The organism is Burkholderia sp. Ax-1720 (assembly GCF_011753035.1).
Taxonomy (GTDB): domain Bacteria; phylum Pseudomonadota; class Gammaproteobacteria; order Burkholderiales; family Burkholderiaceae; genus Burkholderia; species Burkholderia gladioli.
In genome coordinates, this window is record NZ_VWWK01000004.1 from 68,992 (window position 1) to 92,498 (window position 23,507).

24 protein-coding genes are annotated in these 23,507 nt (G+C 68.7%); 7 read left to right on the forward strand and 17 right to left on the reverse strand.

Features of this window, described 5'->3' with window-relative positions:
- Window positions 1-43: 43 nt before the first annotated feature.
- The 3 genes from F3J18_RS02435 to F3J18_RS02445 form a co-directional block, all read right to left on the reverse strand.
- The gene (locus tag F3J18_RS02435) at window positions 44-625 is read right to left on the reverse strand and encodes a TetR/AcrR family transcriptional regulator (protein WP_166911148.1); all 582 of its coding nucleotides are present in this window, start codon (window positions 623-625) and stop codon (window positions 44-46) included.
- A gap of 93 nt (window positions 626-718) precedes the next feature.
- A complete protein-coding gene (locus tag F3J18_RS02440) occupies window positions 719-2,152 on the reverse strand; it encodes a cytosine permease (protein ID WP_345891678.1) in 1,434 nt (477 codons plus the stop codon).
- 258 nt (window positions 2,153-2,410) lie between these two features.
- Window positions 2,411-2,935: an N-acetyltransferase gene (locus F3J18_RS02445; protein ID WP_166911150.1), complete on the reverse strand. Its 525-nt coding sequence runs from the start codon at window positions 2,933-2,935 to the stop codon at window positions 2,411-2,413.
- 178 nt (window positions 2,936-3,113) lie between these two features.
- Here F3J18_RS02445 and F3J18_RS02450 point away from each other — a divergent pair, with 178 nt between their 5' ends.
- Window positions 3,114-3,917, forward strand: a complete 804-nt coding sequence (locus F3J18_RS02450) for a YkgJ family cysteine cluster protein (protein WP_166911152.1) — start codon at window positions 3,114-3,116, stop codon at window positions 3,915-3,917.
- Window positions 3,918-3,929: 12 nt separating this feature from the next.
- Here F3J18_RS02450 and F3J18_RS02455 read toward each other — a convergent pair whose 3' ends face one another.
- Entirely contained in the window at window positions 3,930-4,625 is a 696-nt protein-coding gene (locus F3J18_RS02455) for a glutathione S-transferase (RefSeq protein ID WP_105829049.1), read from the reverse strand.
- A 142-nt stretch (window positions 4,626-4,767) separates the two neighbouring features.
- Between F3J18_RS02455 and F3J18_RS02460 the strand changes: the two genes are divergently transcribed.
- Window positions 4,768-5,343 carry a TetR/AcrR family transcriptional regulator gene (locus F3J18_RS02460; RefSeq protein WP_164466875.1) on the forward strand — a complete coding sequence of 192 codons (576 nt, stop codon included), beginning with the start codon at window positions 4,768-4,770 and terminating at the stop codon, window positions 5,341-5,343.
- 97 nt (window positions 5,344-5,440) lie between these two features.
- Here F3J18_RS02460 and F3J18_RS02465 read toward each other — a convergent pair whose 3' ends face one another.
- The 5 genes from F3J18_RS02465 to F3J18_RS02485 form a co-directional block, all read right to left on the reverse strand.
- A complete protein-coding gene (locus tag F3J18_RS02465) occupies window positions 5,441-5,944 on the reverse strand; it encodes a prolyl-tRNA synthetase associated domain-containing protein (protein ID WP_166911154.1) in 504 nt (167 codons plus the stop codon).
- 39 nt (window positions 5,945-5,983) lie between these two features.
- Window positions 5,984-7,396 carry an aspartate ammonia-lyase gene (locus F3J18_RS02470; RefSeq protein WP_166911156.1) on the reverse strand — a complete coding sequence of 471 codons (1,413 nt, stop codon included), beginning with the start codon at window positions 7,394-7,396 and terminating at the stop codon, window positions 5,984-5,986.
- Window positions 7,389-8,372, reverse strand: coding sequence for a LysR family transcriptional regulator (locus F3J18_RS02475; RefSeq protein WP_025096677.1), 984 nt, complete (start codon window positions 8,370-8,372; stop codon window positions 7,389-7,391). Before F3J18_RS02475 ends, F3J18_RS02470 begins: the two co-directional genes overlap by 8 nt.
- Window positions 8,373-8,445: 73 nt before the next feature.
- Window positions 8,446-9,828: an MFS transporter gene (locus tag F3J18_RS02480; RefSeq protein WP_166911158.1), complete on the reverse strand. Its 1,383-nt coding sequence runs from the start codon at window positions 9,826-9,828 to the stop codon at window positions 8,446-8,448.
- Between the two features lie 154 nt (window positions 9,829-9,982).
- The gene (locus F3J18_RS02485; RefSeq protein ID WP_205195262.1) at window positions 9,983-10,876 is read right to left on the reverse strand and encodes an AraC family transcriptional regulator; all 894 of its coding nucleotides are present in this window, start codon (window positions 10,874-10,876) and stop codon (window positions 9,983-9,985) included.
- Window positions 10,877-11,063: 187 nt separating this feature from the next.
- Between F3J18_RS02485 and F3J18_RS02490 the strand changes: the two genes are divergently transcribed.
- The gene (locus tag F3J18_RS02490) at window positions 11,064-11,849 is read left to right on the forward strand and encodes an SDR family oxidoreductase (RefSeq protein ID WP_166911162.1); all 786 of its coding nucleotides are present in this window, start codon (window positions 11,064-11,066) and stop codon (window positions 11,847-11,849) included.
- Window positions 11,850-11,872: 23 nt separating this feature from the next.
- Here F3J18_RS02490 and F3J18_RS02495 read toward each other — a convergent pair whose 3' ends face one another.
- The 5 genes from F3J18_RS02495 to F3J18_RS02515 form a co-directional block, all read right to left on the reverse strand.
- Entirely contained in the window at window positions 11,873-13,057 is a 1,185-nt protein-coding gene (locus F3J18_RS02495) for a serine hydrolase (protein WP_025096675.1), read from the reverse strand.
- Window positions 13,058-13,075: 18 nt separating this feature from the next.
- Window positions 13,076-13,804 carry a glutamine ABC transporter ATP-binding protein GlnQ gene (gene glnQ, locus F3J18_RS02500; protein ID WP_166911164.1) on the reverse strand — a complete coding sequence of 243 codons (729 nt, stop codon included), beginning with the start codon at window positions 13,802-13,804 and terminating at the stop codon, window positions 13,076-13,078.
- Complete coding sequence (gene glnP, locus F3J18_RS02505; protein WP_036051073.1) at window positions 13,801-14,457, reverse strand: glutamine ABC transporter permease GlnP; 657 nt, start codon at window positions 14,455-14,457, stop codon at window positions 13,801-13,803. The genes glnQ and glnP overlap by 4 nt, the downstream gene beginning before the upstream one ends.
- Window positions 14,454-15,206, reverse strand: coding sequence for a transporter substrate-binding domain-containing protein (locus tag F3J18_RS02510; RefSeq protein ID WP_025096672.1), 753 nt, complete (start codon window positions 15,204-15,206; stop codon window positions 14,454-14,456). Before F3J18_RS02510 ends, glnP begins: the two co-directional genes overlap by 4 nt.
- 103 nt (window positions 15,207-15,309) lie before the next feature.
- Window positions 15,310-16,206, reverse strand: a complete 897-nt coding sequence (locus F3J18_RS02515; RefSeq protein WP_166911166.1) for a PhzF family phenazine biosynthesis isomerase — start codon at window positions 16,204-16,206, stop codon at window positions 15,310-15,312.
- 323 nt (window positions 16,207-16,529) lie between these two features.
- On the opposite strand from F3J18_RS02515, the gene F3J18_RS02520 reads away from it, so the two are divergent.
- Window positions 16,530-17,417: an AraC family transcriptional regulator gene (locus F3J18_RS02520; RefSeq protein ID WP_166911168.1), complete on the forward strand. Its 888-nt coding sequence runs from the start codon at window positions 16,530-16,532 to the stop codon at window positions 17,415-17,417.
- Between the two features lie 42 nt (window positions 17,418-17,459).
- Here F3J18_RS02520 and F3J18_RS02525 read toward each other — a convergent pair whose 3' ends face one another.
- Window positions 17,460-18,002 (reverse strand): hypothetical protein, encoded by a 543-nt coding sequence (locus F3J18_RS02525; protein ID WP_166911170.1) that lies wholly within the window; start codon window positions 18,000-18,002, stop codon window positions 17,460-17,462.
- Window positions 18,003-18,277: 275 nt separating this feature from the next.
- Here F3J18_RS02525 and F3J18_RS02530 point away from each other — a divergent pair, with 275 nt between their 5' ends.
- Entirely contained in the window at window positions 18,278-19,339 is a 1,062-nt protein-coding gene (locus F3J18_RS02530) for an aldo/keto reductase (protein ID WP_025096664.1), read from the forward strand.
- Between the two features lie 87 nt (window positions 19,340-19,426).
- Window positions 19,427-20,806, forward strand: a complete 1,380-nt coding sequence (locus tag F3J18_RS02535; protein ID WP_166911172.1) for an MFS transporter — start codon at window positions 19,427-19,429, stop codon at window positions 20,804-20,806.
- Between the two features lie 79 nt (window positions 20,807-20,885).
- Here the strand turns inward: F3J18_RS02535 and F3J18_RS02540 are convergent, their stop codons facing one another.
- Both F3J18_RS02540 and F3J18_RS02545 read right to left on the reverse strand, forming a co-directional pair.
- Window positions 20,886-21,773, reverse strand: coding sequence for a LysR family transcriptional regulator (locus F3J18_RS02540; RefSeq protein ID WP_166911174.1), 888 nt, complete (start codon window positions 21,771-21,773; stop codon window positions 20,886-20,888).
- A gap of 30 nt (window positions 21,774-21,803) precedes the next feature.
- Window positions 21,804-22,436 (reverse strand): 2'-5' RNA ligase family protein, encoded by a 633-nt coding sequence (locus tag F3J18_RS02545; RefSeq protein WP_166911176.1) that lies wholly within the window; start codon window positions 22,434-22,436, stop codon window positions 21,804-21,806.
- 118 nt (window positions 22,437-22,554) lie between these two features.
- Here F3J18_RS02545 and F3J18_RS02550 point away from each other — a divergent pair, with 118 nt between their 5' ends.
- Complete coding sequence (locus F3J18_RS02550) at window positions 22,555-23,502, forward strand: helix-turn-helix domain-containing protein (protein WP_166911178.1); 948 nt, start codon at window positions 22,555-22,557, stop codon at window positions 23,500-23,502.
- Window positions 23,503-23,507: the final 5 nt, after the last annotated feature.

Sequence of the window (23,507 nt, forward strand, 5' to 3'; positions counted from 1 at the left end):
CGGCCGCGTCGGCCGGCTGGTTTCAAGCCGCTTGGTCAGACCTTCAGGCTCGCAGGCGCTCCACCGCGAAACGCGCGATCCCGCGCAGGCTGTCCGCCGCGATGCCCGCGCGCGCCGCCACCTGGATCCCCTGCATGGTGACCTGGACGTAGCTCGCGGCCTGGCCGGCATCGAGTTCCGCATCGATCTCGCCGCCTCGCTGCCCCTCGCGGATACGCTCGACCAGGGCCGCGTCGAGCACCGGCCCGAGCTGCTCGCGCATGGCATTCAGCTCGGGATCGCGCCCGCCGAATTCGCAGATCGCGTTCACGCCCATGCAGCCTGGCACCTGCTGATCGCAGCCGTCGTCGATCAGCCCGGCGAGCACCGCCTCGATACCGGCGAGCGGCGACGCCGCGCTCTTCAGGCGCGTCAGATGCGTGGAGACATTGCGCTGCGAATAACGCAGCAGCGCCTCGAGGTAGAGCTTGCGCTTGTCGCCGAAGGCGTTGTACAGGCTCTGCCGGCCGATCTGCATCGCGTCCAGCAGGTCGTCGGTCGACGTCGCCGCGTAACCCTGCTCCCAGAACACGCGCAGCGCGCGGTCCAGCACCTCGTCTCGATCGAATTCCCTGGGTCTGACCATGGACGGAGAATACGGATTCTGGATTAAGCAGTCAAGAATCTCGGCCGGGGAATTTTGTACGTCTTTGTAGCCTCGGCCGCGACATGCGCGGGCTCACTCGCCCGAGCGCGCGGCCTCGCCCGGCAGGATCAGGCGCTCGGGGATGCGGCGCGACGAGGCGCGCGCGCAGGCGTAGTACAGCAGCGCCGGCACCAGCAGGCCGAGGATCCAGGAGATGTCGGTGCCGCCGAGCCGGTCGACCAGCGCGCCGGTATAGAAGCTGGTCGAGATGAAGGGCATCTGCACCAGGATGCCGATCACGTAGACGGCGATCGCCATGAGGTTCCAGCGCCCGTAGCGGCCCGCGGGATCCGACAGCGCCGGCACGTCGTAGCGCGAGCGCGTGAACCAGTAGTAGTCGACCAGGTTGATCGCGCTCCAGGGCGTGAAGAAGGCCAGCAGGAACAGGATGAAGGCCGTGAACTCCTTCAGGAACGAGTGGCGGCCCGCGATCGCCAGCGCCGTGGACACCGTCACCATCGCCAGGATGTAGACCAGCCGGCGCCGGTGCGAGATCGCGCGCTGGCCGCGAAAGCCGCTGACGATGGTGGCCATCGACATGAAACTGCCGTAGGCATTGAGCGTGGTGACGGTGAGCTTGCCGAAGGCGATGCTGAAATAGAGCAGCGCGGCCACCGCCCCGCTCGAACCGAGCCCGACGATGAAGGCCACCTCGTGGTGCGCGAAGCGCGAGCCGGCCAGCGCGGCGGCGAACACGCCGAACACCATCGCGGCCTGCGCGCCGATCACCGAGCCCAGGCCGACCGCGAGGAAGGTGCGCGCCGACGAGGTGCCGCGCGGCAGGTAGCGCGAATAATCGGCCACGTAAGGGCCGAAGGCGATCTGCCAGGACGCCGACAGCGACATCGACAGCAGGAAGCTGGCGATCGAGAAATGACGGTTGGCCAGCAGCGCGCCGAGATCGTGGTTCGAGAACAGCCGCGCGAACATGAACAGGAAGGCGATCACGCCGATCACGCTGCCCACGCGGCCGATCAGGTGGATGGTGCGATAACCGAGGATGGTCAGGACCACGATGCAGATCGCGAACAATGCGATGCCGGCCACCTCGTCGACGCCGAGCAATTGCGCGACGGCTGCGCCGGCCAGCACCGAGCCGCTCGCCGAGAAGCCGATGTACATCAGGCAGACCAGCACCAGCGGGATCGTCGCGCCGTAGACGCCGAACTGCACGCGGCTGGAGATCATCTGCGGCAGGCCGAGCTGCGGCCCCTGCGCGCCGTGCAGCGCCATCACCGCGCCGCCGATCAACTGCCCCAGCAGCAGCGCGACCAGCGACCAGAACACGTCGCCGCCCAGCACCACGGCCAGCGCCCCGGTGACGATCGCGGTGATCTGCAGGTTGGCCGACAACCACAGCGTGAACTGGCTGGCGAGGCTGCCGTGGCGCTCCGCATCGGGGATGTAGTCGATCGATCGCGATTCGATCAGCTCGCCGCTCGCACGGCCCTCTCTCTGGTTCGCCACGTGCTGCGCTCCGGGTGATGTCGTCGATGGGGATTCGGGCAAGGGCCTCGGCCTGGCGCAAGGCACCCGCGCTCGAATCTTCTTGTATAGACAGGTCGGCAAAAATAGGGAATTACCCGGCGCGCCCGCCTGGGGAACGGGAGCCCGCCCGCCAAGCTGCCGGCAGCGCTCCCGGTTCACGCGAGGCCGCGATCCGGTTCGTCATCTCAACCGGCCAAATTTGAATAGTCAACCTGGACGACGCATCGCCGGGTTCCGTCAATCGAAGGCCGGATGAAAATGCACCACGCCGGCCGGGATCGCCGCGGTCTCGCCCTGGAAGGATTGCGCCATGAAATACTCGGCCGGCACGTCCGGCACCGACAGGCGATGCGCGTGGTGGAAGCCGAAACGCGTGTAGTAGGCAGGGTCGCCCAGCACCACCGCGCCGGCCGCACCGAGCTCGCGCATCATGGGCAGCGCCGCCTCGATCAGGCTCGCGCCGATGCCCTGGCGCTGGCACGCCGGGCTCACCGAAACCGGCGCGAGCACGAACCAGCCGTCCGCCGCCTCGGCGCCCTCGATGCGGATCGGCGAAAAGGCCAGATGGCCGACCATCGCGCCGTCCCGCTCGGCCACCAGCGACAGGCTCAGCGCCCCGGCCGCGCGCAAGGCGGCGACGATCCGGTGCTCGGTCACGCCCTGCCCCGGCGCGTGATGCGGATGGTTGTCGAAGGCGGCCAGGATCAGGGCCTCGATGGCGGCGATGTCGGATTCGGTTTCGTGGCGGATGGGGGTGTGCATGGATTCGGAGGTCGATGAGGGCCGGCGGCGTATCGTGCGAATCAGCATACTGGAACCTGGCGATGGCCGGCGAGCCACGTTGGCGCGGCCGACTCCGGAATTCGGCACACGCAACTGTAACCGAGGCGAGACCGGCGACGAACTTGGGCGGTCCCCTCCACTCACGAACCCGCCCACCATGACCGTCCATTTCTCCTGCACGATGTGCGGCCGCTGCTGCCACGACCTGCGCCTGCCGCTGTCCGTCGACGAAGCCCTCGCCTGGCTGGCACGCGGCGGCGAGGTCCAGTTGTTCTGCGACGCGATCCCCTGGCCCGAGGAGCCGCCGCTCGACAACCTGCTCGCGCAGCATCGGCGGCGCCGTTCGTTCGCCGCCGCCTGCGGCGCGCTGCCGGTGCGCGTGTCGGTCACGCTGGTGGCGTCGTTCGCCGGGCCCTGCCCGCACCTGCGCGCCGACATGGCCTGCGGTGCCTACGAGCAGCGCCCACGCGTGTGCCGGATCTACCCGGCCGAGGTCAATCCGGCGCTGGTGCTCGATCCGGCCGCGAAGGCCTGCCCGCCCGAAGCCTGGACGGAGGACAAACCCGCGTTGATCACCGGGGGCCAGTTGGTCGACGCGCAGACCGCCGAGCTGATCACGCAATCGCGCGAGGCCGACCAGCGCGACCGGCTCGCCAAGGCCGGCGCCTGCGCCCTGCTCGGCTACGACATCGCCGCGCTCGCCAACGAAGGCTTCGCGATCTACACGCCGGAACCCGCGCGCCTGGCCGCGGCGCTCGAAGCCGCGAAGCAGGCGGCCGGGCAGGGCCAGCATGCCGAACCGACCTCGCCGACGCCCTGGACCCTGCTCACCAATCGCGCCGCGACGCTGGCCACGCTGCAGTCGATCGACGCGCTCGCGCAGCTCGACGCGGCAGCCTCGGCGAGCCGGCCCGAGCTCGCCTATCTCGGCTTCTTCGAGGGCGACGCCGCGCCGGCCTGAGACAGCCCGGCCTCAGCCCGCATGCGCGACGATCCCCGGCTGCCGCTTCACGCTCGGCCGTTCGCGCATCCTCGCGTACCAGGCATGCAGGGCCTCGTACTCGCGCGGCACCGGCAGCTTCACGATCGCCGCGAACACCAGGCCGCCGATCACGGTGATGTCGGCCATCGAGAAGGCATCGCCGGCGACGAAGGGCTGCCGCCGCAGCAGCTCGTCGAAGTAGCGCATGGCCCGCAGGCCCTTGTCGCGCTGGCGAAAACCCCATTCGGCGTTCTGGTACAACTCGACCTCGGGCCCCAGGCCCGGCGTGCCATGGTGGAAATAGACGCTGATCGTATCCAGCAGCTCGATCTCGGCGCGCCTGTTCATCATGTGGATCAGCCCCTTCTCGCGAGGCGTCCTGCCGGTCAGGATCGGCGCGCCGTCCAGCGCATCGAGATACTCGGTGATGGCCGTGCATTCGGCGATGCAGGTGCCGTCCTCGAGTTCGAGCACCGGCAGCGTGCCCGAGTAGTTCTTGTCCGCGATGAAGCCGGGCCGCTTGTGCTCGCCCTTGTACAGATCGACCGTCTCGAAGCGCGCGCGCGACTGCAGCCCCTTCTCGGCCAGGGCGATGCGCACGCGCGTCGGGTAGGGCCCGGTCGGGAAATCGTGGATCGTCATGAGGGGAATCGTTTCGGGATCGAAATCGACGATGTCGGAATGCATGCCTTGCCTCTCCAGGTTGGGGGCCGCCGCCGGGATCGACGCTCGTCTGGCGCGGCAGGCCAATAAGCTATCTAACGATTGTTAGGTTTACGGTAAGGCGTACAATCGAGCCCGTCAACGAATTTTTGTGGGAGCAGACGCAGTGGCAAAGGAAGCGGGTACGAATTCGAAGGAGCGGATCCTGGAAGCCGCCACGCTGATCGCGCAGGCGCACGGCTACGGCGGCCTGAACCTGCGCGATCTGGCCGACCAGGTCGGCATCAAGGCGGCCAGCCTCTATCACCACTTCGCGAACAAGGCCGAGCTGGGCGCGGCGGTGGCGCGCCGGTATTGGGAAGACACGGCCGTCGGGCTGGACGCGCTGCTCGACGAGGCCGGCAGCCCGGCCGAGGCACTGCGGCGTTATCCGGAGATGTTCCGCAAGGCGCTGGTGACCGGCAACCGGATCTGCCTGTGCAGCTTCATGGCGGCGGAAAGCGAGGACCTGCCGGAGCCGGTGCTGGTCGAGGTGCGGACTTTCGCCGACGTGAACGTGGCCTGGCTGGAGCGCATGTTGAAAGCGGCCAAATTGACCAAGCCGGCCGACAATGCGGCACGCGCACGCGCGATCTTCGCGGCGATCGCCGGGGCGCAGTTGATCGCGCGCAGCCGTGGCGATGTCGCGGTCTACGACACCCTGGTGGAGGGATATCGCGCCGCCGGGCTGTTGCCGAAATAGAGGAAGGAAGCGACGCGCGCCGCATCGGGCGGGCCGGGAGGCCCGCCGGCGCGACGCGCCTCGCCGCGCAGGAAACCGCCAGCCGCGCCGGCGGCGTTCAGGCCGCCGCCCTCGCCTTCAGCGCGAGCCAGGCCGGCGCGTGATCGATCGAGCGCAGGAAGGCTTCGAGATTCGCCCGCGACAGCGCCACCGTCGCCGAGTTGTCGAGCGGATGCAGCAGGAACACGGCCTCGCCGGCCAGTTCCGCGTCGATCACGAGGCTCACCTGCCCGGCGGGATCGTTGACCAGCGCCAGCGGGCTGACCGAGCCCGGCACCACGCCGAGCAGCGCCTGCAGGTTCTCGGCCGAGGCGAAGGACAGGCGCTTGCTGCCGAGCGCGACGGCCGCCTCGGCGAGATCGAGCGACTTGCCGCCGGTGGTCATCACCAGGAAGAACCGGCCGCCCTTGTCCTTCAGCACCAGGTTCTTGCAGCGCGCGCCCTGCAGCGACAGCACCAGCGTGTCGGATTCCATCATGTTGAACACCGGCTCGTGATGCTCGCAGTCGAACGCAATGCCCGCCTGCGCCAGCAGCGCCAATACCTCGTCTTTTCCTTTCATCGCCTCGCTTACCTCGCTCGATTCGTTGACGGCGCGCGCTCAGGCCTCGAACACCGGGCGCGACGCCGCGAGGATCGCGGCCTTGGCCGCCTCGGGCGCGAGCAGCCCCGATTCGTCGAGGATCGCCAGCAGCGGCCGCCCCTGCGCCACCGACTGCCGCGCCAGCTTGCTGACGCGAGCATAACCGAGCGTCGGCACCAGCGCCGTGGCCACCGCCATCGAATCCATCAGGTGCCGCTCGTTGCGCTCGGCATCGGCCTCGATGCCGGCCACGCAGCGGCTGGCGAAGCGCCGGATGCCCTGGTCGAGCATGGCGATGCTGTCGAGCACGCGCGAGGCCACCAGCGGCTCGAAATGGTTGATCTCCAGCTCGCCGTATTGCACCGCCTGGGCGACCGCGACGTCGTTGCCGGTGATCGCGAAACCGAGCTGAATCATCGCCATCGGCAGCACCGGGTTGACCTTGCCCGGCATGATCGAGGAACCGGCCTGCGCTTCCGGCAAGCGCAGTTCGCCGATGCCGCCCACCGGCCCCGAGGACAGCAGCGTCAGGTCCGAGGCGATCTTGCCGAGCGACACGGCGCAGGTGCGCAGCTCGGCGGAGACGCGCGAGAACACGTCCATGTTCTGCATCGCGTCGAACGAATTCGCGGGCGGCAGGTAGGCCACGCCCGTGATCTCGCCCAGGTGCCGGTAGAGCGCCTCGCGATAGCCGGCCGGCGCGCCGAAGCCGGTGCCGATCGCCGTGCCGCCGAGCGGCAGGGTCCGCAGCTTGTCGCGCACGGCGGCCAGTTCGTCGGCCAGCCGCTGCGTGAGCGAGGCATAACCGCCGAACAACTGGCCGAGCCGCATCGGCTGCGCATCCTGCAGGCAGGTGCGGCCGAGATGGAGGATGTCCGCGAAGGCCGCGGCCTTGGCCTCGAACAGCGCGGCCAGCGCCCGCGCCGCCTCGATCAGCGGCCCCATCATCGCGTAGGTGGCCATCTTCAGCGCGCCCGGGTAGACGTCGTTGGTCGATTGCGAGCGGTTGACGTGATCGTTCGGATGCACCACCTCGTAGGCGCCCGGCGCATGCCCCAGGTGCTGCTGCGCGCGATTGGCGATCACCTCGTTGAAGTTCATGTTGGTCGAGGTGCCGCCCGAGCCCTCCATCAGGTCGACCACCAGCGAGGCATCGAGACGTCCCGCGATCACCTCCCGGCAAGCCTCGACGATCGCCTCGCAACGCGCCGCCTCGAGCACGCCATTGTCGCGATTGGCCAGCGCCGCCGCCCACTTGCACTGCGCGAAGGCGCTGCGAAAGGCCGGGTAATGGGCGATGTCGAGCGGAGAAACCGTCAGGTTCTCCACGCCGCGTACCGTGTTGACGCCATAGAGGCGGTCGCCCGGGATCGATACCTCGCCGACGTAGTCGCGTTCGACGCGCGCGCCGTCCTGTTGATGCTCATTCATAGGAGTTCCTGTCACCCATCACAATCCATTGGTCCATGTTTTTGCCGAGCGCCTTCAGCCTCGGCAGGAAAGACGTTTCGATCACCTCGCGCGCGGTCTCGCAGGCATCCTCGAAGAAGGCCCGGTACTCGTCGCGCCGCGCGACCAGGTAGAGCGAGCGTTCCAGCCCCATGCCCTCGACCGCGTGCACCTTCAGCCGGCCAGCGTGGGCCGCGCCCTGCAGCAGGCACATCGGCGAGGTGATCGCCCAGCCGATGCCCTCGGCCACCATCGAGGCCAGCGCGTCGGCGTTGTCCAGCTCCAGCCGGTTCGGCATGCGCAGCTCGATGCGCCGCAGATAGCGCTCGATCTGCATGCCCACCTGCGAGCCGCGGTTGAAGCGCACGATCGGCAGCGCGTTCGCCAGCGCGCGCAGCTCGTCGAGGTGGCGCACCGCCTGGCGATGCTCGCGCGGCGTGATCACGAAGTAGCGCTCCGAGAGCAGCCGATAGCGCACCACGTCGTTCGCGTCCATCAGCGCATCGCTGGTGACGATCAGGTCCAGGTCGCGCCGCAGCAGCGCCTCGCCCTGCTGCGGGCTCAGGCCGGTGCGGATCGACAACTGCGAGACCTTGCCCAGCAGGCGCTTGGTGAACACCGAGCCGCAGGTGGCCGCGAACGAATCGACCAGGCCGATCCGCAGGTCCGGCTTGATGCCGCGGCCGGCTTCCACCACCTGCGCCTTCAGGTTGGCGATTTCCTCGCCGAGCACCGCGCCGCGGTTGCGCAGCGCGATGCCGAACGGCGTCAGCGCCAGCGGCCGCGTGCTGCGGTTGACCAGCACCACGCCCAGTTCCTCCTCGAGCTGCCGGACGATCTGCGACACGCCCGACTGGGAAATGCCGAGCCGGGCGGCCGCGGCCGACATGCTTCCCGCTTCCGCGACCGCGACGAAGACCTGGACGGCGTGCATGTCGATGGGTTTGTTCGATGGCATCAGGACCTCGGGAAAACTTGATCGCGCCCATCTTCCGCCAGCCGCCGCGATGCGTCCATGCGTGCCTGCCGGCTCAGGCGCGCCGGTCGCCGACCGGGCCGGCGTAGGCAGCCGGCTCGTCGCCATCGGGCGCTTCCATGTCGGCGAGCTTCTCGCCGCCGGTTTCCGGCGCGAACGCATGGCAGAACACGCCGCCCGCCAGCAGCACCGCCACGCACACGCCCAGCGTCGCGTGGACGCCCACCCGCTGCACCGCCAGCGGCAGCAGGAAGGTGCTGATGGCCGAGCCGAAGCGGCTCGAGGCGACCGCCAGGCCGACGCCCGAGGCACGCAGGTGGGTCGGGAACAGCTCGGGCGGATAGACGAATTCCAGGTTGGCCGCCGCCGACAGCACGCAGGCGAACAGCCCGAAGGCCAGCATGGTGCCGACCGGCCCGAATCCGGCATAGGCGAGCACGGCCAGACCCAGCGCCGCCAGGTAGAAGGTGCCGATCAGGAAGGCCCGGCGCGAGACGCGGTCGACCAGCAGCAGGCCGACGATCGCGCCGGCCAGCAGCAGCAGGTTGTAGACCAGGCCGCCCACGAAGCTGTCCTTGACCTGCAGCGCCTGGAGCACCTTGGGCGCGAAGGTGCCCAGCGCGAAATACGGGATCACCTGGGCCGTGTAGAACACGCAGCCCACCCAGGTGTTGCGGCGCCAGCGCGGGGAGAACAGCTCGGCCCAGGCACCGGCGCGGCGCGCGACCAAGGACGGGGACGGGGACGGGGACGGGGAAGGCGGGGCCAGCGTGACGTCGGGGCCGAACTTGCGGCGCACGATGGCCAGCGCCTCCTCGCCGCGCCCGCGCTTCATCAGCCACATCGGCGATTCCGGCACCGTCAGGCGGAACGGCAGGATCAGCAGCGCCGGCACGCCGCTGGCGGCGAGCATGATGCGCCAGGCATCCGGGCCGATATCGCGCAGCGCGAAGCCGGCCAGATAGGCGCCCACATAACCGGCCGCCCAGGCCGCCGCGAGGATGCTGAGCAGCCGGCCGCGATAACGACGCGGCGCGTATTCGGTGACGAGCGACTTGCTGACGACGTAGTCGGCGCCGAGGATCAGGCCCAGCAGCAGGCGCAGCACCAGCAGTTGCGAGGGCGAGGTGACGAAATACTGGGCGGCGGACAGCGCCGCGAACAGCAGCATGTCGAAGGCGAAGATGATGCGGCGTCCTGAGCGATCGGCCAGCGGGCCAGCCAGCAGGCTGCCGAGAAACAGCCCCGCCAGCGAGGCCGCGCCGAGCAGGCCCATCCAGACCGCGTCCAGGTGCAGCGCGCCGGCGGCCATGCTTACGGCGATGCCGATGATGCCCAGCACGAAACCATCGCTGAACTGCCCTCCCGTGCCGCTCAGGGCCACGCCCAGGTGGAAGGGCCGTAGCGGCAGGTCTTCCAGCAATACCTTCGTGCTCACCGTCTGTCTCCTCTGATCTTTTCGATTGTCCGCGCGTGGATGTTCGCGCCATGGAGATCAGTGTAGGCGGCCAGATTCAGGAAATCAGCATGAAGGACGGGAGTATCAGGAAAGCTAATGGATTGTGCCGCGATGGCTGAACCTGGCGCCCGTATCAGCCTGCCCGGCCCTGTTTCATCGCATCGCCGTCGGCGCGCGGCGGGCGACCGAACTGTCGCCGATATTCGCGGCTGAACTGCGAAGGACTGTCGTAACCCACCTCGAAACCGATCTCGGCGACTTCGCGAGAGGACGAAAGCAGCATGGCCCGAGCGGCCTGCAGGCGGATCTGCTTCTGGAACTGGATCGGGCTGAGGGAAGTGAGCGCCACGAAATGACGATGGAAGGAAGTCAGGCTCATGTTCGCCAGCTCGGCCAGTTCCTCGACCCGGATCGCCTCGGCGTACTGGGCCCGGATCGCCCGGATCGCACGGCCGATCTGCATCGTGTGCCCGTCGGCGATCCCCAGTTGCCGGACCAGCGCGCCCTGCTCGCCGTTGATCAGGCGCCAGAGAATCTCGCGCTCGATCGACGCCGCCAGCACCGGGATGTCCTGCGTCCGGTCGAGCAGGCGCAGCAGACGAATGACAGCATCGAGCAAGTCGTCGTCGATCGTGCCGACGGCGATGCCGCGTTGTCCAGTTCGTCCACCAGGTGCACCCCGGCCCGTGGCGTGCCCGCCCGCGTCAAGCAGCAGGCCGGCGATCCGCTCGGGGTTCAGCCGGATCCCGAGTCCGAGCAAGGGCGCTCGGTCGCTCGCCTGCGCCACGCGCGAGCTGAGCGGCAGGTCCACCGAATAGATCAGGTATTGGCCGGCGGCGTAGCGATAAACCTCGTCGCCGAGCACCACGTCCTTCGCGCCCTGGGCGATGATGGCCAGCGCCGGTTCCGCCCACACCGGCTCGGCGGAGGTGGGCAAGGTGTAGGCCGACAGCACCAGCCCTGGCAGCGCGCCATGCCTGTCGCCTGTCTCGGCGTGGCGACGGATCAGGCTTCGCAATTCGTCCAATCGATGAGTGCCGCGTGGCATCTTGCCTTGACTCGAAAATCTTGAAATTGGAAGGATTGTGCATTTGGATGGCAGTTCGTGTCTATCGTCGGCTCCCGGCTTCGTCGTTCAATCGAGGGCATGGACGCAGCGACGTCATCCACTACCCCGGCCACCCACCCGGCCTGAGCGAAGGAGTTCCCGAGCAATGAATACCTCCCGTACCAAAACCATCGACGCCACCGACATCAAGGCCAACGGCATCGCCGGCAAAATCGTCGTGATCACCGGCGCAAGCAGCGGATTGGGCGAAGCCGCCGCACGTCATCTCGCCGCCCTGGGCGCGCGCGTCGTGCTCGCGGCGCGGCGCGCCGAACGCATCGAGCAATTGGCAGCGGAGATCGCCGAGCGTGGCGGCGAGGCGCTGCCCGTGCGCGCGGATGTCACCCGCGCCGCCGACATGCGGCAGGTGATGGATGCCGCCGTCGCGAAACACGGGCGAGTGGACGTGCTCGTCAACAATGCCGGCATCGCGCCGCTATCGATGCTCGACAGCGGCAACACCGAGGAATGGAACAGGATGATCGACGTGAACGTGAAGGGCGTGCTCAACGGCATCGCCGCGGCGCTGCCGCTGATGCAGCGGCAGCGCGCGGGCCACATCGTCAATGTCTCGTCGATCGCCGCCTTCAGCATCGGCCCGGGCACCGCCGTCTATTCGGCGACCAAGCAGGCGGTACGGGCGATCTCGGAAGGCTTGCGCCAGGAAGCGCTGGCACACGGCATTCGCACCACCATCGTCTCGCCCGGCGCCGTGACGTCCGAGCTACCGGAGGGCGTATCGGATCCGGTCATCGCGCAGGCGATACGCGGTGCCTATGAGATCGCCCTGCCCGCCGAGTCGTTTGCGCGGGCCGTGGCGTTCGCGATCGGCCAGCCGGAGGAGATGGGCGTCAACGAGATCGTGTTCCGGCCCGTGCGACAGGCGGCCTGAGCCATACCGCCTCGGCCCCGGCTTCAACGCATCGACGCGAGCGCCTCGAACAAGGCGAGGTTGAGGTGCTTGACGTCGTTGTTGGTCGGCCAGGGCTGCGAGGAGAACTTGGCGATCACCGTCTCGTTGGCCCGGTCGACATACAGCCACTGGCCATGGATGCCGATCGCGAAACAGGCGCCGCTGGCATTGCCGAGCTGATACCACTTGTTGCGGTACTTGCCGTTCGGCAGCCAGTCGGAGAAATCGCCTTGCCGCCAGGCCTCGGCGCTGCCGCCCGTGAGCGTGTCCTCCATCCAGTCGGCGGGGATCAGGCGGCGCCCTTGGTGGTTGCCGCCCAGGCGCACCAGCTCGCCGACCCGCGCCAGGTCGCGCACGCCCATGCAGAGGCCGCCGCCCGAGCGCGCCGTGCCGGCGATGTCCACGGTCACGCAGCCGTCCTGCCGCAAGTCCAGCGCCTGCCAGAGACGTCGCGAGGCGAAATCCGCGTAGCGCTCGCCCGAGGCGCGCTCGATCACCAGGCCCAGCACGTCGGAATTGGGCGAGCAGTAATGGAACGGGCCGCCGTGCTCGCCCTCGCCCTTGGGCAAGGCGGCCAGCAGCTCGAGCACGGTTTCCCTCGGCTCGCCGTCGCGACGCGGATCGAGCAGCCCGGCGCGCCGGTAGCGCGCGTAGATGCCGTTCGGATCGAGATAGTCCTCGTTGAAGGCGAGGCTGGTGCGCATGTCCAGCACATGCCTGACACGCGCGTCGCCGAACGCCGAACGCGCCAGTTCCGGCACGTAGTGGGCGACCGGCGCCTCGGGATCGAGCAGGCCGTCGCCGTAGAGCATGCCGGCCAGCAGCCCCGCCACCGACTTGCTCGCCGAGAACAGGATATGGCGGCTCTGCAGCGTGAAGTTCGGCGCGTGGAAATCGGCGACGATGCGCCCGCCCCGCATCACCGTGATCGCGTCGGTCCAGGTCTCGCGCAGGATCGAGGCCACGGTGCGCCGCTCGCCGCCGATCTCCAGCTCGTGCCGCGTCAGGGCCTCGGCATCGACCAGGGGCGGTTCCGCCAGGCCCGGCGTGGCCGCGATGCGCGCGCTCGGGATCAGCTCGTGGACGTGGCGAAACGCCCAGACGTTCCAGGGCGCGTCGCGCCAGTTCTCGTGCCGGACGCTGTCGCGCCGGAATCCATAGTCGCTTTCGAAGCGTGCAGGGATCATCTTGCTCAGGGCTCCCGATCAATGAACATGCTGGAGGAACTCGCGGAACCGCTCGCCCGGCGGCGACGCGAGCATCGCGGCCGGATCGCCATCGTGCACCAGGCGCCCGCCTTCCATGAACAGCAAACGCGTGCCCACCCGCTGGGCGAAGCCCATCTCGTGCGTGACCACGATCATGGTCATGCCCTCGCCGGCGAGCGTCTGCATCACCTTGAGCACTTCCTGGCGCAGCTCGGGATCGAGCGCGGAGGTCGGCTCGTCGAACAGCATCAGCTTGGGCTGGATCGCCAGCGCGCGTGCGATCGCCACGCGCTGCTGCTGGCCGCCGGACAACTGCGAGGGATAGTGGTTCATGCGCTCGGCCAGGCCCACCTTGTGGAGCAGCGCCGCGGCGATCTCGCGCGCCTGCGCCTTCGATTTGCCGCGCGCGCGGATCGGCCCGAACATCACGTTCTGCATCGCCGTCAGGTTCGGGAACAGGTTGAACTGCTGGAACACCATGCCGGCCTCGAGCCGGATGCGCCTGACGTCGCGCGCGCTGCCCAGCACGCTGATGCCGTCCACGCGCAGGTCGCCGGCGCTCAGTGTCTCCAGGCCGTTGATACAGCGCAGCATGGTCGACTTGCCGGAGCCCGAGGGGCCGACGATCACCGCCACCTCACCGCGCTCGATCGACAGGTCGAGCGGCTGCAGCACCACATGGTCGCCGAAGCGCTTCGACGCCTGGCGGAATTCGATCATGCTCATTTCAGGCGTACCTTCCGTTCGAGCACTCGCAGGCCCAGCGCCAGCACGCTGATCACGAGCAGATAGATGACGGCCACCGCGCTCCAGATCTCCACCGCGCGGAAATTCTCGGCCATGATTTCCTGGCCGCGCCGGGTCATCTCGCCCACGCCGATGACGAGGAAGATCGAGGTGTCCTTGACCAGGTTGACGAACTGGTTGCCCATCGCCGGCAGCGCGCGCCGGTAGGCGATCGGCGCGATCACGTGGGCCAGCACGGTGGGGAACGGCAGCCCCATCGCCAGCCCCGCCTCGCGCAGGCCGATGGGCACCGCGTCGAGCGCGCCGCGGATGATCTCCGCGTTGTAGGCACCCGAATTGACGATCAGCGTGATGATGGCGGCATGGGTGGCGCTGATGCGGATGTCCATCATGATCGGCAGGGCGAAGTAGACGAACATCACCTGCACCACGATCGGCGTGCCGCGAATCAGCGCGACATAGACCTGCGCCGGGATCGAGACGACGCGCCCGCCGTAGGTCAGCGCGACGCCGGCCAGCACGCCGAGCACGACGCCGCCGCCCAGCCCCGCCAGCGCGATCAGCAAGGTCAGGCGCAGGCCTTGCAAGAGATCGGGCAATGCGGCCCAGACGGCCGCCCAGTCGAAACTCATGACGCCGCCTCGCCGAACCATTTGCGATTGAGCGCCTGCAGCCGCCCGTCGGCGCGCATGGCGGCCAGTTGGGCATTCGCGGCCGCCACCAGCGGGCTGCCCTTCTGGAAGCCGATGCCGACATCGAGCCCTTCCAGCGGCGGCTGCACCACGCGGATCCTGCCCTTGCCGGCGGTGTTCGCGTAGTAGAGCAACTGCGGCTTGTCGTAGACGACCGCGTCGGTGCGGCCGGCCTCGAGTGCCAGCAGCGCGTTGTTGATGCTGGGCAACTGGTCGAGCGTGACGCCCTTGAGGTGTTCCTTGATGTACGCCACCGCGACGGTGCCGGTTTCGGTGCCGATGCGCTTGCCGTCGAGATCGGCCGTGTCGTGGATGCTGGTGTTGTCGGCCCGCGTGACCGCGATCAGGCCGCTCTTGTAGTAGGGCGTGGAGAAGTCGATCACCTGCTGGCGCTCCGGCTTGATGAAGAGCTGGGAGACGATCGCATCGAGGTTGTGCGTCTGCAGCGCCGGGATCAGCGCGCCGAACTCCATCGGCTGCAGGCGCCACTTGCGGTTCATGCCCTTGGCCACCTCGGCCCAGACCTCGACGTCGAAGCCGGAATAGCCGTTGCCCTGCTTGAACGCGAACGGCGGGCTGCCCACGTTGGAGCCGATCACGAGCTCGGGCTCGTCGGCCAGCACCGAACGGGACAGCAGGATGGCGGGACCGGCCGCGAGGCCGAGTTGCAGCAATTGACGGCGGTTCATGGTGCTCTCCACGAGTGGTTGTGCATGCCGGGCCTGTCTCTTCGCGAGGCGGCCGGCTTGGTGTAAAGGCTTGGCGCCGGGCGTCACGGGGCCGCTTGGGGCGTCATTGCGACTCGAAGCGGACCGGGCCGCCCAGCCAGCAGCCGTCGGGACAGCCCGGCTCGATGCCCGGCGCCAGGCTGAAGCTGACCGAGATCTGCGAGGGCCGCCGCATGGCGCGCCCCTGGCGGATCGTGATGGTTCGCGCCGAGGGCTCGACCAGGCCGTTGGCCAGCAGGCCGAACGACAGCGCGGCGGCCGCGATGCCGGTGGCGGCATCCTCCGGATAACCCGAGCTGCGCGGGAACTGCCGCGCATCGAAGATCTGCCGATCGGCATCGAGGCTCGCGTAGGGATAGAGGCCCGTGGAGCCGATGCGATCGCAGAGCGCCTCGACTTGGTCGAAGCGCGGCGCGAGGGCATCGAGCACGGCGGGGCTGGCCAGCGGAATCAGCGTCTTGACGCGGCTGGTGCTGGCGTTCTGGATCGGCAGCGGCGCCATTTGCGTCTCGTCGATGCCGAGCACCTCGAGGATCGCCGCGCGGCTCTCCCGCGCCTGCGGCAGCGGCTCGACGCGCCCCAGCGGCTGCGAGATCTCGACGGCGGCGCCTTCGGCCGACTGCCCGGTGATCCTGGCCTGCACGCGGCCGCTGCGGGTCAGGATGTCCAGGCGATCGCCCCGCAGCCGCCCGGCCTGGTGCAGCAGCCAGACCGCGCCGACCGTGGCGTGGCCGCACATCGACATCTCGTGCCGGGGCACCCAGAAACGGAATTCGTAGTCGCAATCGGATCCGGGCGGCGCCGGCAGCACGAAGCCGCTCTCGTGCCCATGACGCTGCGCGACCTCCTGCATCTGCGCGTCGGACATGCCGGCCGCGTCGATCACGATGGGAGCGGGATTGCCGCCGCCGGGGCCGGCGGCGAACACGCTGAGGATTTCGACTCGATGAGCTGAGGGCATTGCGCTGGGGACCTCGCAGGCTGAAGGACGCGTTTCGTTCCACTCAGCTTACGAGGATCGCTCCCGCGCCGCGCGCGCGAGCGGGCCCTGGTTTTTGATCGAACGGGCCATGCCGGCGGCGGTGCCGCGCGAGCCCGGACATGCGGGTGAACCCGGATATTTCCCCGGGGCTGGCCGGGCGAATCCGGGTTGGACGCGATGTCCGGGGGATATTTTGAATTGCTATGCTGCCCGGGAGCCGTTCATGGACGGGCAGGCGCATGCCGGATCGCGCCGCCCGAAGCCGGGGCGTCACTGTTTACCGATCGGATGGGAGCCGCGCCATGCTGCGCTCGTTTCATCAACTGTGCCAGCCGGCCAACAAGAACCAGCTGGTCGCCGCCGACGACGGCTCCGCCACGCTGACCAGCAGCGGCAGCTACGCCATGCCCTGGCACTGGCACGACTGCCTGATGTTCATCCTGCCCAGCCACGGCGCCGTCGAGATCCGCCACGAGGATCATCGCGCGGGAATCTGGCTGTCGCAGGACCGCTTCGCCGTGGTGCCGTCGGGACAATTCCACCAGACGCGCGCCGGCTGCGCGCCGCATACGCATGTGGCCGTCTATGTCACCGCGGACGCGCTGCGCAAGCTCGACAGCGGCGTGGGTTCGCTCGGCGAATTCCGTCGACGCACGAGTGCCCCGCTGCTGGTGCGCCGCTCGGCGGCGATCCGCAGCCTGCAGGATCTTTCGCTGCGCGGCGAGACGGGCGCCTATGGCAGCGCGGCGACGCGCCAGGCCCTGGCCTCGGCCCTGCTGATGCAATGCATCAGCGAGGTGATCGCGGGCAATACCGAGCCCGCCACCTCGCCCGGCGAGCACGGCATGGCGCTGGTCGCCGACCTGGAGGCGTTCATCACCTCGAATGCCGACCAGGAGATTCCGCTCGATGCGCTGGAGGCGCGTTTCGGCATTTCGCGGCGTCATATCACGCGACTGTTCCGGGAGGGCACGGGGCTGTCGATCGGCGAATTCCAGCAACGCGTGCGCTACCGGAATGCCTGCCAGTTGCTGGCGGAAACGGACTTGCCGATCGGCGAGGTGGCGTTTCGCGTGGGCTTCGGCAGCGGCGCGGCGCTGGCGCATGCGATGCGGCGCATCGGCGGGCATGCGCCTTCGGAGCTGCGTCGCAGGAGTGGACCGGGCGGCCTGGATGTGAAGGCCGCCTGATCGCTGACGGGGATCTGTCGATGGGTTGGCGAGGCTGGCGCTTCACGCCACCGTGTTGAGGACGGTTCCCTTCATGTCCAGCCGGACGGCATTGCTCTTGCTCGCGTCGGTGACGGCTGCGGCCGTGATCTGCGTGCTTTTCGACGCGTCGTTGCCGCGCAGGCTCTGCTGCGTGATCTGCTGTTGCAGGGCGCGCGTCGAGTTCGCCTCCGCCTTCGAGCTGGCCGCCAGCTTCTTTTGCGCCACCATGCCGCCCAGACCCTGGATGTTGTCGATGGTGGATTCGATCGCCGTGATCTGCGTGGTCAGGTTGACGATCAGCGCCTGGCCGGCGGGATTCGAACCGGCGCCCTTCTCCGCTTCCTTCAATTGCTTCGCCAACTGCTGCTGGACCTTGCGCAGGTCGGCGATCTCGGGCGCCGTGTTCGGCGCGGCCTTGGCCTGGTTGCTCGTGTCGGTCGGATCCTGGTTGGCGGGATCGTTCGGGTCGAGGTTGTTGGGGTCGAGCGGGTTCGGGTCGGTCGCGCTCGTGTCGTAGGCGCTGGAATAGGACGATGTCGAGCTGGAAACGGGGGCGATGGACATGGTGGGGTCGCGGGTTGGGTTGCGTTGGCCAGCGAGGGGCTGGCCGGCTGGAGAGGCTGCGTATTCAGCGGGCGCTACGTCTGGGTTATCGGCGGGCTTCGGGGCGGCTTGAGGGTCCGGTCCGAGGCAGGAAATAAAGCGGCACGGCTGGCCTGATTTCGTCGAAGTTCGCCCGCGCTTTCCAAAAACAGAAAACCACCTTCGACTTTCAGCCGTTCTTTTTCGCCAAGGAGAAACCCAGAATAGCCGTCATCCCCAAGGCAAAGGAGCCCGCCATGAAATACAAGACCCTCGGCAACACCGGCCTGCTGGTTTCGCAGCTCTGTCTCGGCACCATGACCTTCAGCAGCGGCACCGGCGTCTACCAGCACATCGGCGAACTGGACCAGGCCGGCGCCGACGCGCTGGTCAGGGAAAGCCTCGAGGCCGGCATCAACTTCTTCGACACGGCCGACGTGTATTCCGACGGCGAGAGCGAGCGCACGCTCGGCCAGTCGTTCCGCAACCTCGGCATCGCGCGCCACGACTACGTGCTGGCGACCAAGGTGGCCAGCCGCATGGGCCAGGGCCGCAACGACGTCGGCGCCTCGCGCGGCCACATCATGGATGCGGTCGAGGCGAGTCTCGCGCGGCTGAAGACCGACCATATCGACCTTTACCAGATCCACGCGACCGACGCGCTGACGCCGACCGAGGAGACGCTGCGCGCGCTGGACGACCTGGTCCGCCAGGGCAAGGTGCGCTATATCGGCGTATCGAACTGGCAGGCCTGGCGCATCGCGACCGCGCTCGGCATCTCGGCGCGGCTCGATCTGGCGCGCTTCAATACCCTGCAGGCCTATTACTCGATCGCCGGCCGCGACCTGGAGCGCGAACTGGTGCCGCTGCTGGAGGCGGAGAAGATGGGGCTGCTGGTCTGGAGCCCGCTGGCGGGCGGCCTGCTGTCGGGCAAGTTCAGCCGGGAGCAGCAAGCCAGCGAGGGCTCGCGCCGCTCCGGATTCGACTTCCCCATCGTCGACAAGGCGCGCGCCTGGAACGTGATCGACGCGATGCGGCCGATCGCCGAGGCGCATGCCTGCAGCCCCGCGCGCATCGCGCTGGCCTGGCTGCTGTCGAAGCCGGTGGTGACCTCGGTGCTGGTGGGCGCCCGGCGCCTGGACCAGTTGCAGGACAACCTCGCGGCCATCGACATCGTGCTGGACGAGGAGGAAATCCGCCGGCTCGACGCCGTCAGCGAACTGCCGCCGGAATATCCGGGCTGGATGCTGGCGACCCAGGGCGCGGATCGCCTCGGCCCGGTCGATCTGTGGGCCGACAAGACCGTCGCCACCCGCTGAACCACCAGCCGATCGCGCAAGGGCCGGACGTCGAGCGCGTCCGGCCCGCTTCGCGCGGGCATGCTCCACCCGCATTCACTTCAGGCCATGACACCCTCGAGTTTTTCCGAATCGGCATCCCGCCAGGACAGCCCGCGACTGTCGCGCCAGTCCCGCCTCGCGATGGCCGCGCTGATGGTGTCGATCGCGCTCGCGATCCTCGACACCGCGATCGCCAACACGGCGCTGCCCAGCATCGCCGCCAGCCTCCATACCGCGGCCGGCACCTCGGTATGGATCATCAACGCCTACCAACTGGCGGCCGTCGCGACGCTGCTGCCCTTCGCCGCCCTGGGCGCGGCGGTCGGCCATCGGCGCGTCTACATCGGCGGCCTGGTGGTGTTCACCCTCGCCTCGGCGGCCTGCGCGCTGTCGGGCAGCCTGGCGGCCCTGATCGCCGCCCGCGTGTGCCAGGGCATCGGCGCCAGCGCGATCATGAGCGTGAACACCGCGCTGATCGCCATGCTCTATCCGCGCGCGATGCTCGGGCGCGGGCTGGGGCTCAATGCCCTGGTGGTCGGCGCCTCGTTCGCGCTCGGCCCGACCGCCGCCTCGGCGATTCTCTCGCTCGGCAACTGGCCGTGGCTGTTCGCCGTCAACCTGCCGATCGGCCTGGTCGCCATCGCCTTCTCGCTGTCCAGCCTGCCGCGCTCGCCGGCGAGCGCCGCCGGCTTCGACGCGAAGGCCGCGACGTTGACCACGATCGCCTTCGCGGCCCTGATCTACGGGCTCGCCGCGACGGCACAGGGCGAGCCCTGGACCCACACGCTCGGCGCGCTGCTGCTGTTCGTGGTGGCGCTGGCGGCCTTGACGGCTCACGAACGCGACAAGCTCGCGCCCATGCTGCCGCTGGACCTGCTGAAACGGCCCTTGTTCACGCTCTCGGTGCTGACCAGCTTCTGCGCGTTCGCGGCCCAGGGCCTGGCCTTCGTCGCCCTGCCGTTCCATCTCGAGCACGCGATGGGCATGAGCGCCCAGCAGACCGGCTATGTGATGACGCCGTGGTCGGTGGTGGTGGCCTTGATGGCGCCGCTGGCCGGGCGGCTCTCGGACCGCTTCGCGCCCGGCATCCTCGGCGCACTGGGCCTGCTGTGCCTGGCGCTCGGCATGCTGCTGCTCGCCGCCCTGCCCCACGCGGCGCCGCTGGCGGCCCTGCTCGGCGGCATGATCGTCGTCGGCCTCGGCTTCGGCCTGTTCCAGTCACCGAACCAGAAGGCGATCATGTCCGCCGCGCCGGCGGATCGGTCGAGCGGCGCCAGCGGCATCGTCGCGATGGCGAGGCTGATCGGCCAGGCCAGCGGCGCCTCGCTGGTTGCGCTGAGTTTCGGCCTGGCGGGAGCCCATGGCACGCTCGTGGCGCTGCTGCTCGGCGCCGGTTTTGCCGTGGTGGGCGGCATCGCGAGCCTCGCGCGCCTCGCGCTGCGATGACGCGCCGGCCCCGGCGCCGAGGCCGATCGATGCCGCGCGAAGAAACGTCGCCTGGCAAGCAGCAGGATCGACGCGTCGATCAAGCGTCGCCGGCAAGTTCGGGGCTCGTCCTCACCACCTGGTCGGCGAGGAAATCGGCGACCGCGCGCACGCGCGCCGAGGCAACCAGGTCCGCGTGCGTCACCAGCCACAGCTCGTTGCTGAACATCCGTTCGGCGGGCACGACCCGCTCGAAAGCCTCGTCGACGGCGAGGAAATCGGGGATCACCGCCAGGCCGAGGCCGGCCCGCACGGCAGCGATCTGGGTGGGCAGACTGCTCGTCACCAGCGCGACCTTCGCCTCCGGATGCTCTCGTGCGAGCCAGGCGGCGGCCGGCAGATGCGCGTGGTTGTCGTCCCAGGCGATGAAGTGCCGGCCGCCCAGGGGCTCGCCGTCCACCGCCGGATGTCGCGCGAGGTAATCCCTGCTGCCATAGACCGAGTACCGCATGTGGCCGATCCGCCGGACCTTCAGGTTGCCCCGCGTCGGCCGCACCACGCGCAACGCGATATCGGCCTCGCGGCGGCCCAGTTCCGCCGCGACGGTGCTGGTGATGATCTCCAGGCAGATACCGGGGAATCGCTCGCGAAAGGCCGGCATGGCCGGGATCACGAGATCGGTGGCGAGGTTCTCCGAGGTCGCCAGCCGAACCGTGCCGACCGGCGATTTCTCGATGCCGGCCGCGCCGCGCTCCAGGGCCAGGATGCTGTCCTCGACCTGTTCGGCATGCCTGAGCACTTCGCGGCCTTCGTCGGTCAGGACATAACCGGTCTGGCTTCTCGCGAACAGGCTCATGCCCAGGCTGGCCTCCAGCTCGCCGATCCGGCGGCTGACGGTGGACTGGCTGGCCTTCAGCTCGCCCGCGGCCTGGGTGAGGCTGCCGCTGCGGGCCACCGAGAGGAAATATCGCAGGTCGTTCCAGTCCATGGCGGATTCGTTGGCGAATGGGGATGCCTATTATGTTTGAGTTCCGGCACGCCACGGCGGCTCGCCCGCCAGTTGCCAGCGCCGAAGGACATCGTAGCGATGCTGGCCGAGCCAGCTGTGGATCAGCAGGAATTCACCCACGGTCCAGGCGATCGGCTCGATGGCGCGTCGATCGAGCCTGCCGGTGCCATACATCAAGGTGAGATGGGGGGTGAAGCGCCGCATCGACATCCGCAGGCCGGCTCCCCTGAGCGAGCCCGCGAGCCGGCGCTGAAGCTCGGCCAAGGCTGCCAGGCCGGCACCCGGCATCAACACCAGCGGCCAGTGCCCGGGCCGCCCCTTGAAGCTGAGGACCTGATCGAAGCCCAGTTCGAAGACCGGCATCTCGACGCTGGCCGCCGCGATGCACGCGCGGGCAAGCTCGACCTCCGGGACATGCAGGTAATCGCCCAGGAGCTGCAGCGTGACGTGCAGGCGCGCCGCCTCATGCGGCTTGCCGCCGATGCCCGCCTCGGCCGCCAGCCGGCTGCCGCGGCGCGCGATGCGCTCGGCCGTGCCGGGATCGGGCATCACGGCAAAGAACAGGCGATGTTTCGGAATCCATGGTCCGGTATCGAATCCCGGCAGGGCCAGTTGGGGCGTATCGGTTTCGGCGCTTCGCATCGGGCCACCCCCAAACGGCGCAAGAGACGTATTTCCCTCATTTCAGGACAGATGCGGAGATCACTTCTTTTCTCCTTAGAATGCGACTTCACCAGAGTTTTCAGCCGGCCACCTCATCATGCATCGAATCGGGTTCTACGTTTGTCGCGGTTATGATGCGCTCGATCTCGCCGGGCCGCTGTCGAGCTTCAACCAGGTCGCCACGGCCGCCGGCCACAGCCCCTACGAGCTTCACGTGCTTTCGCAGGCGGGCGGGCCGGTTCACGGCAACACCGGCCTGCCGATCGAGACCCGGCCGATCGGCAGGCGCGCGTTCGACACCGTGATCTTCGTTGGCGGCGATATCGCCCCGATGGAGGAGGCGGACAACATCGCCGCCGCCAGGAAATTGAGCGCGAGGGCCTCGCGGGTGGCGAGCGTGTGCACGGGCGCCTTCCTGCTGGCGGAAACCGATCTGCTCAACGAGCTGAGAGCGACCACGCACTGGCGGTATGCCGCCCAGCTGCAATCCCGCTTTCCTCGCGTCAGGGTCGAGAGCGACAGCATCTACATCGCGGACGGGCGCATCTGGACCTCGGCGGGCATCGCCTCCGGCATCGACCTGGCCCTGGCGATGATCGAGCAGGACATGGGCGCGGACGTCGCGCGCACGGTGTCGAGGCTGCTGGTGGTTCCCTATCGCCGGCCGGGCGGGCAATCCCAGTTCTCGGCCATGTCGCGGATGGAGCCGGAATCGGATCGCATCCGCATCGCCCTGAACTTCGCCAGGGAGCATCTGGCGGAGGCGCTGCCGGTCGAGCGGCTCGCGGATGCAGCAAGATTGAGTCCTCGCCAATTCGCGCGGGCATTCCGTCGCGAGACGGGCGAGACGCCCGCCAAGGCGGTGGAACGCCTGCGCGTGGAAGCGGCGCGATTGCGCCTGCAGGACGGCAGCGAGCCGATCGAGCAGATCGCGCTGGCGGTGGGCTTCGTCGATCCGGAGCGAATGCGCCGGGCCTTCGTCAAGCTGCACGGGCATCCTCCGCAATCGATCCGGCGCGAGAGCCGATTGCTCGGCAAGCGCTGATCGGG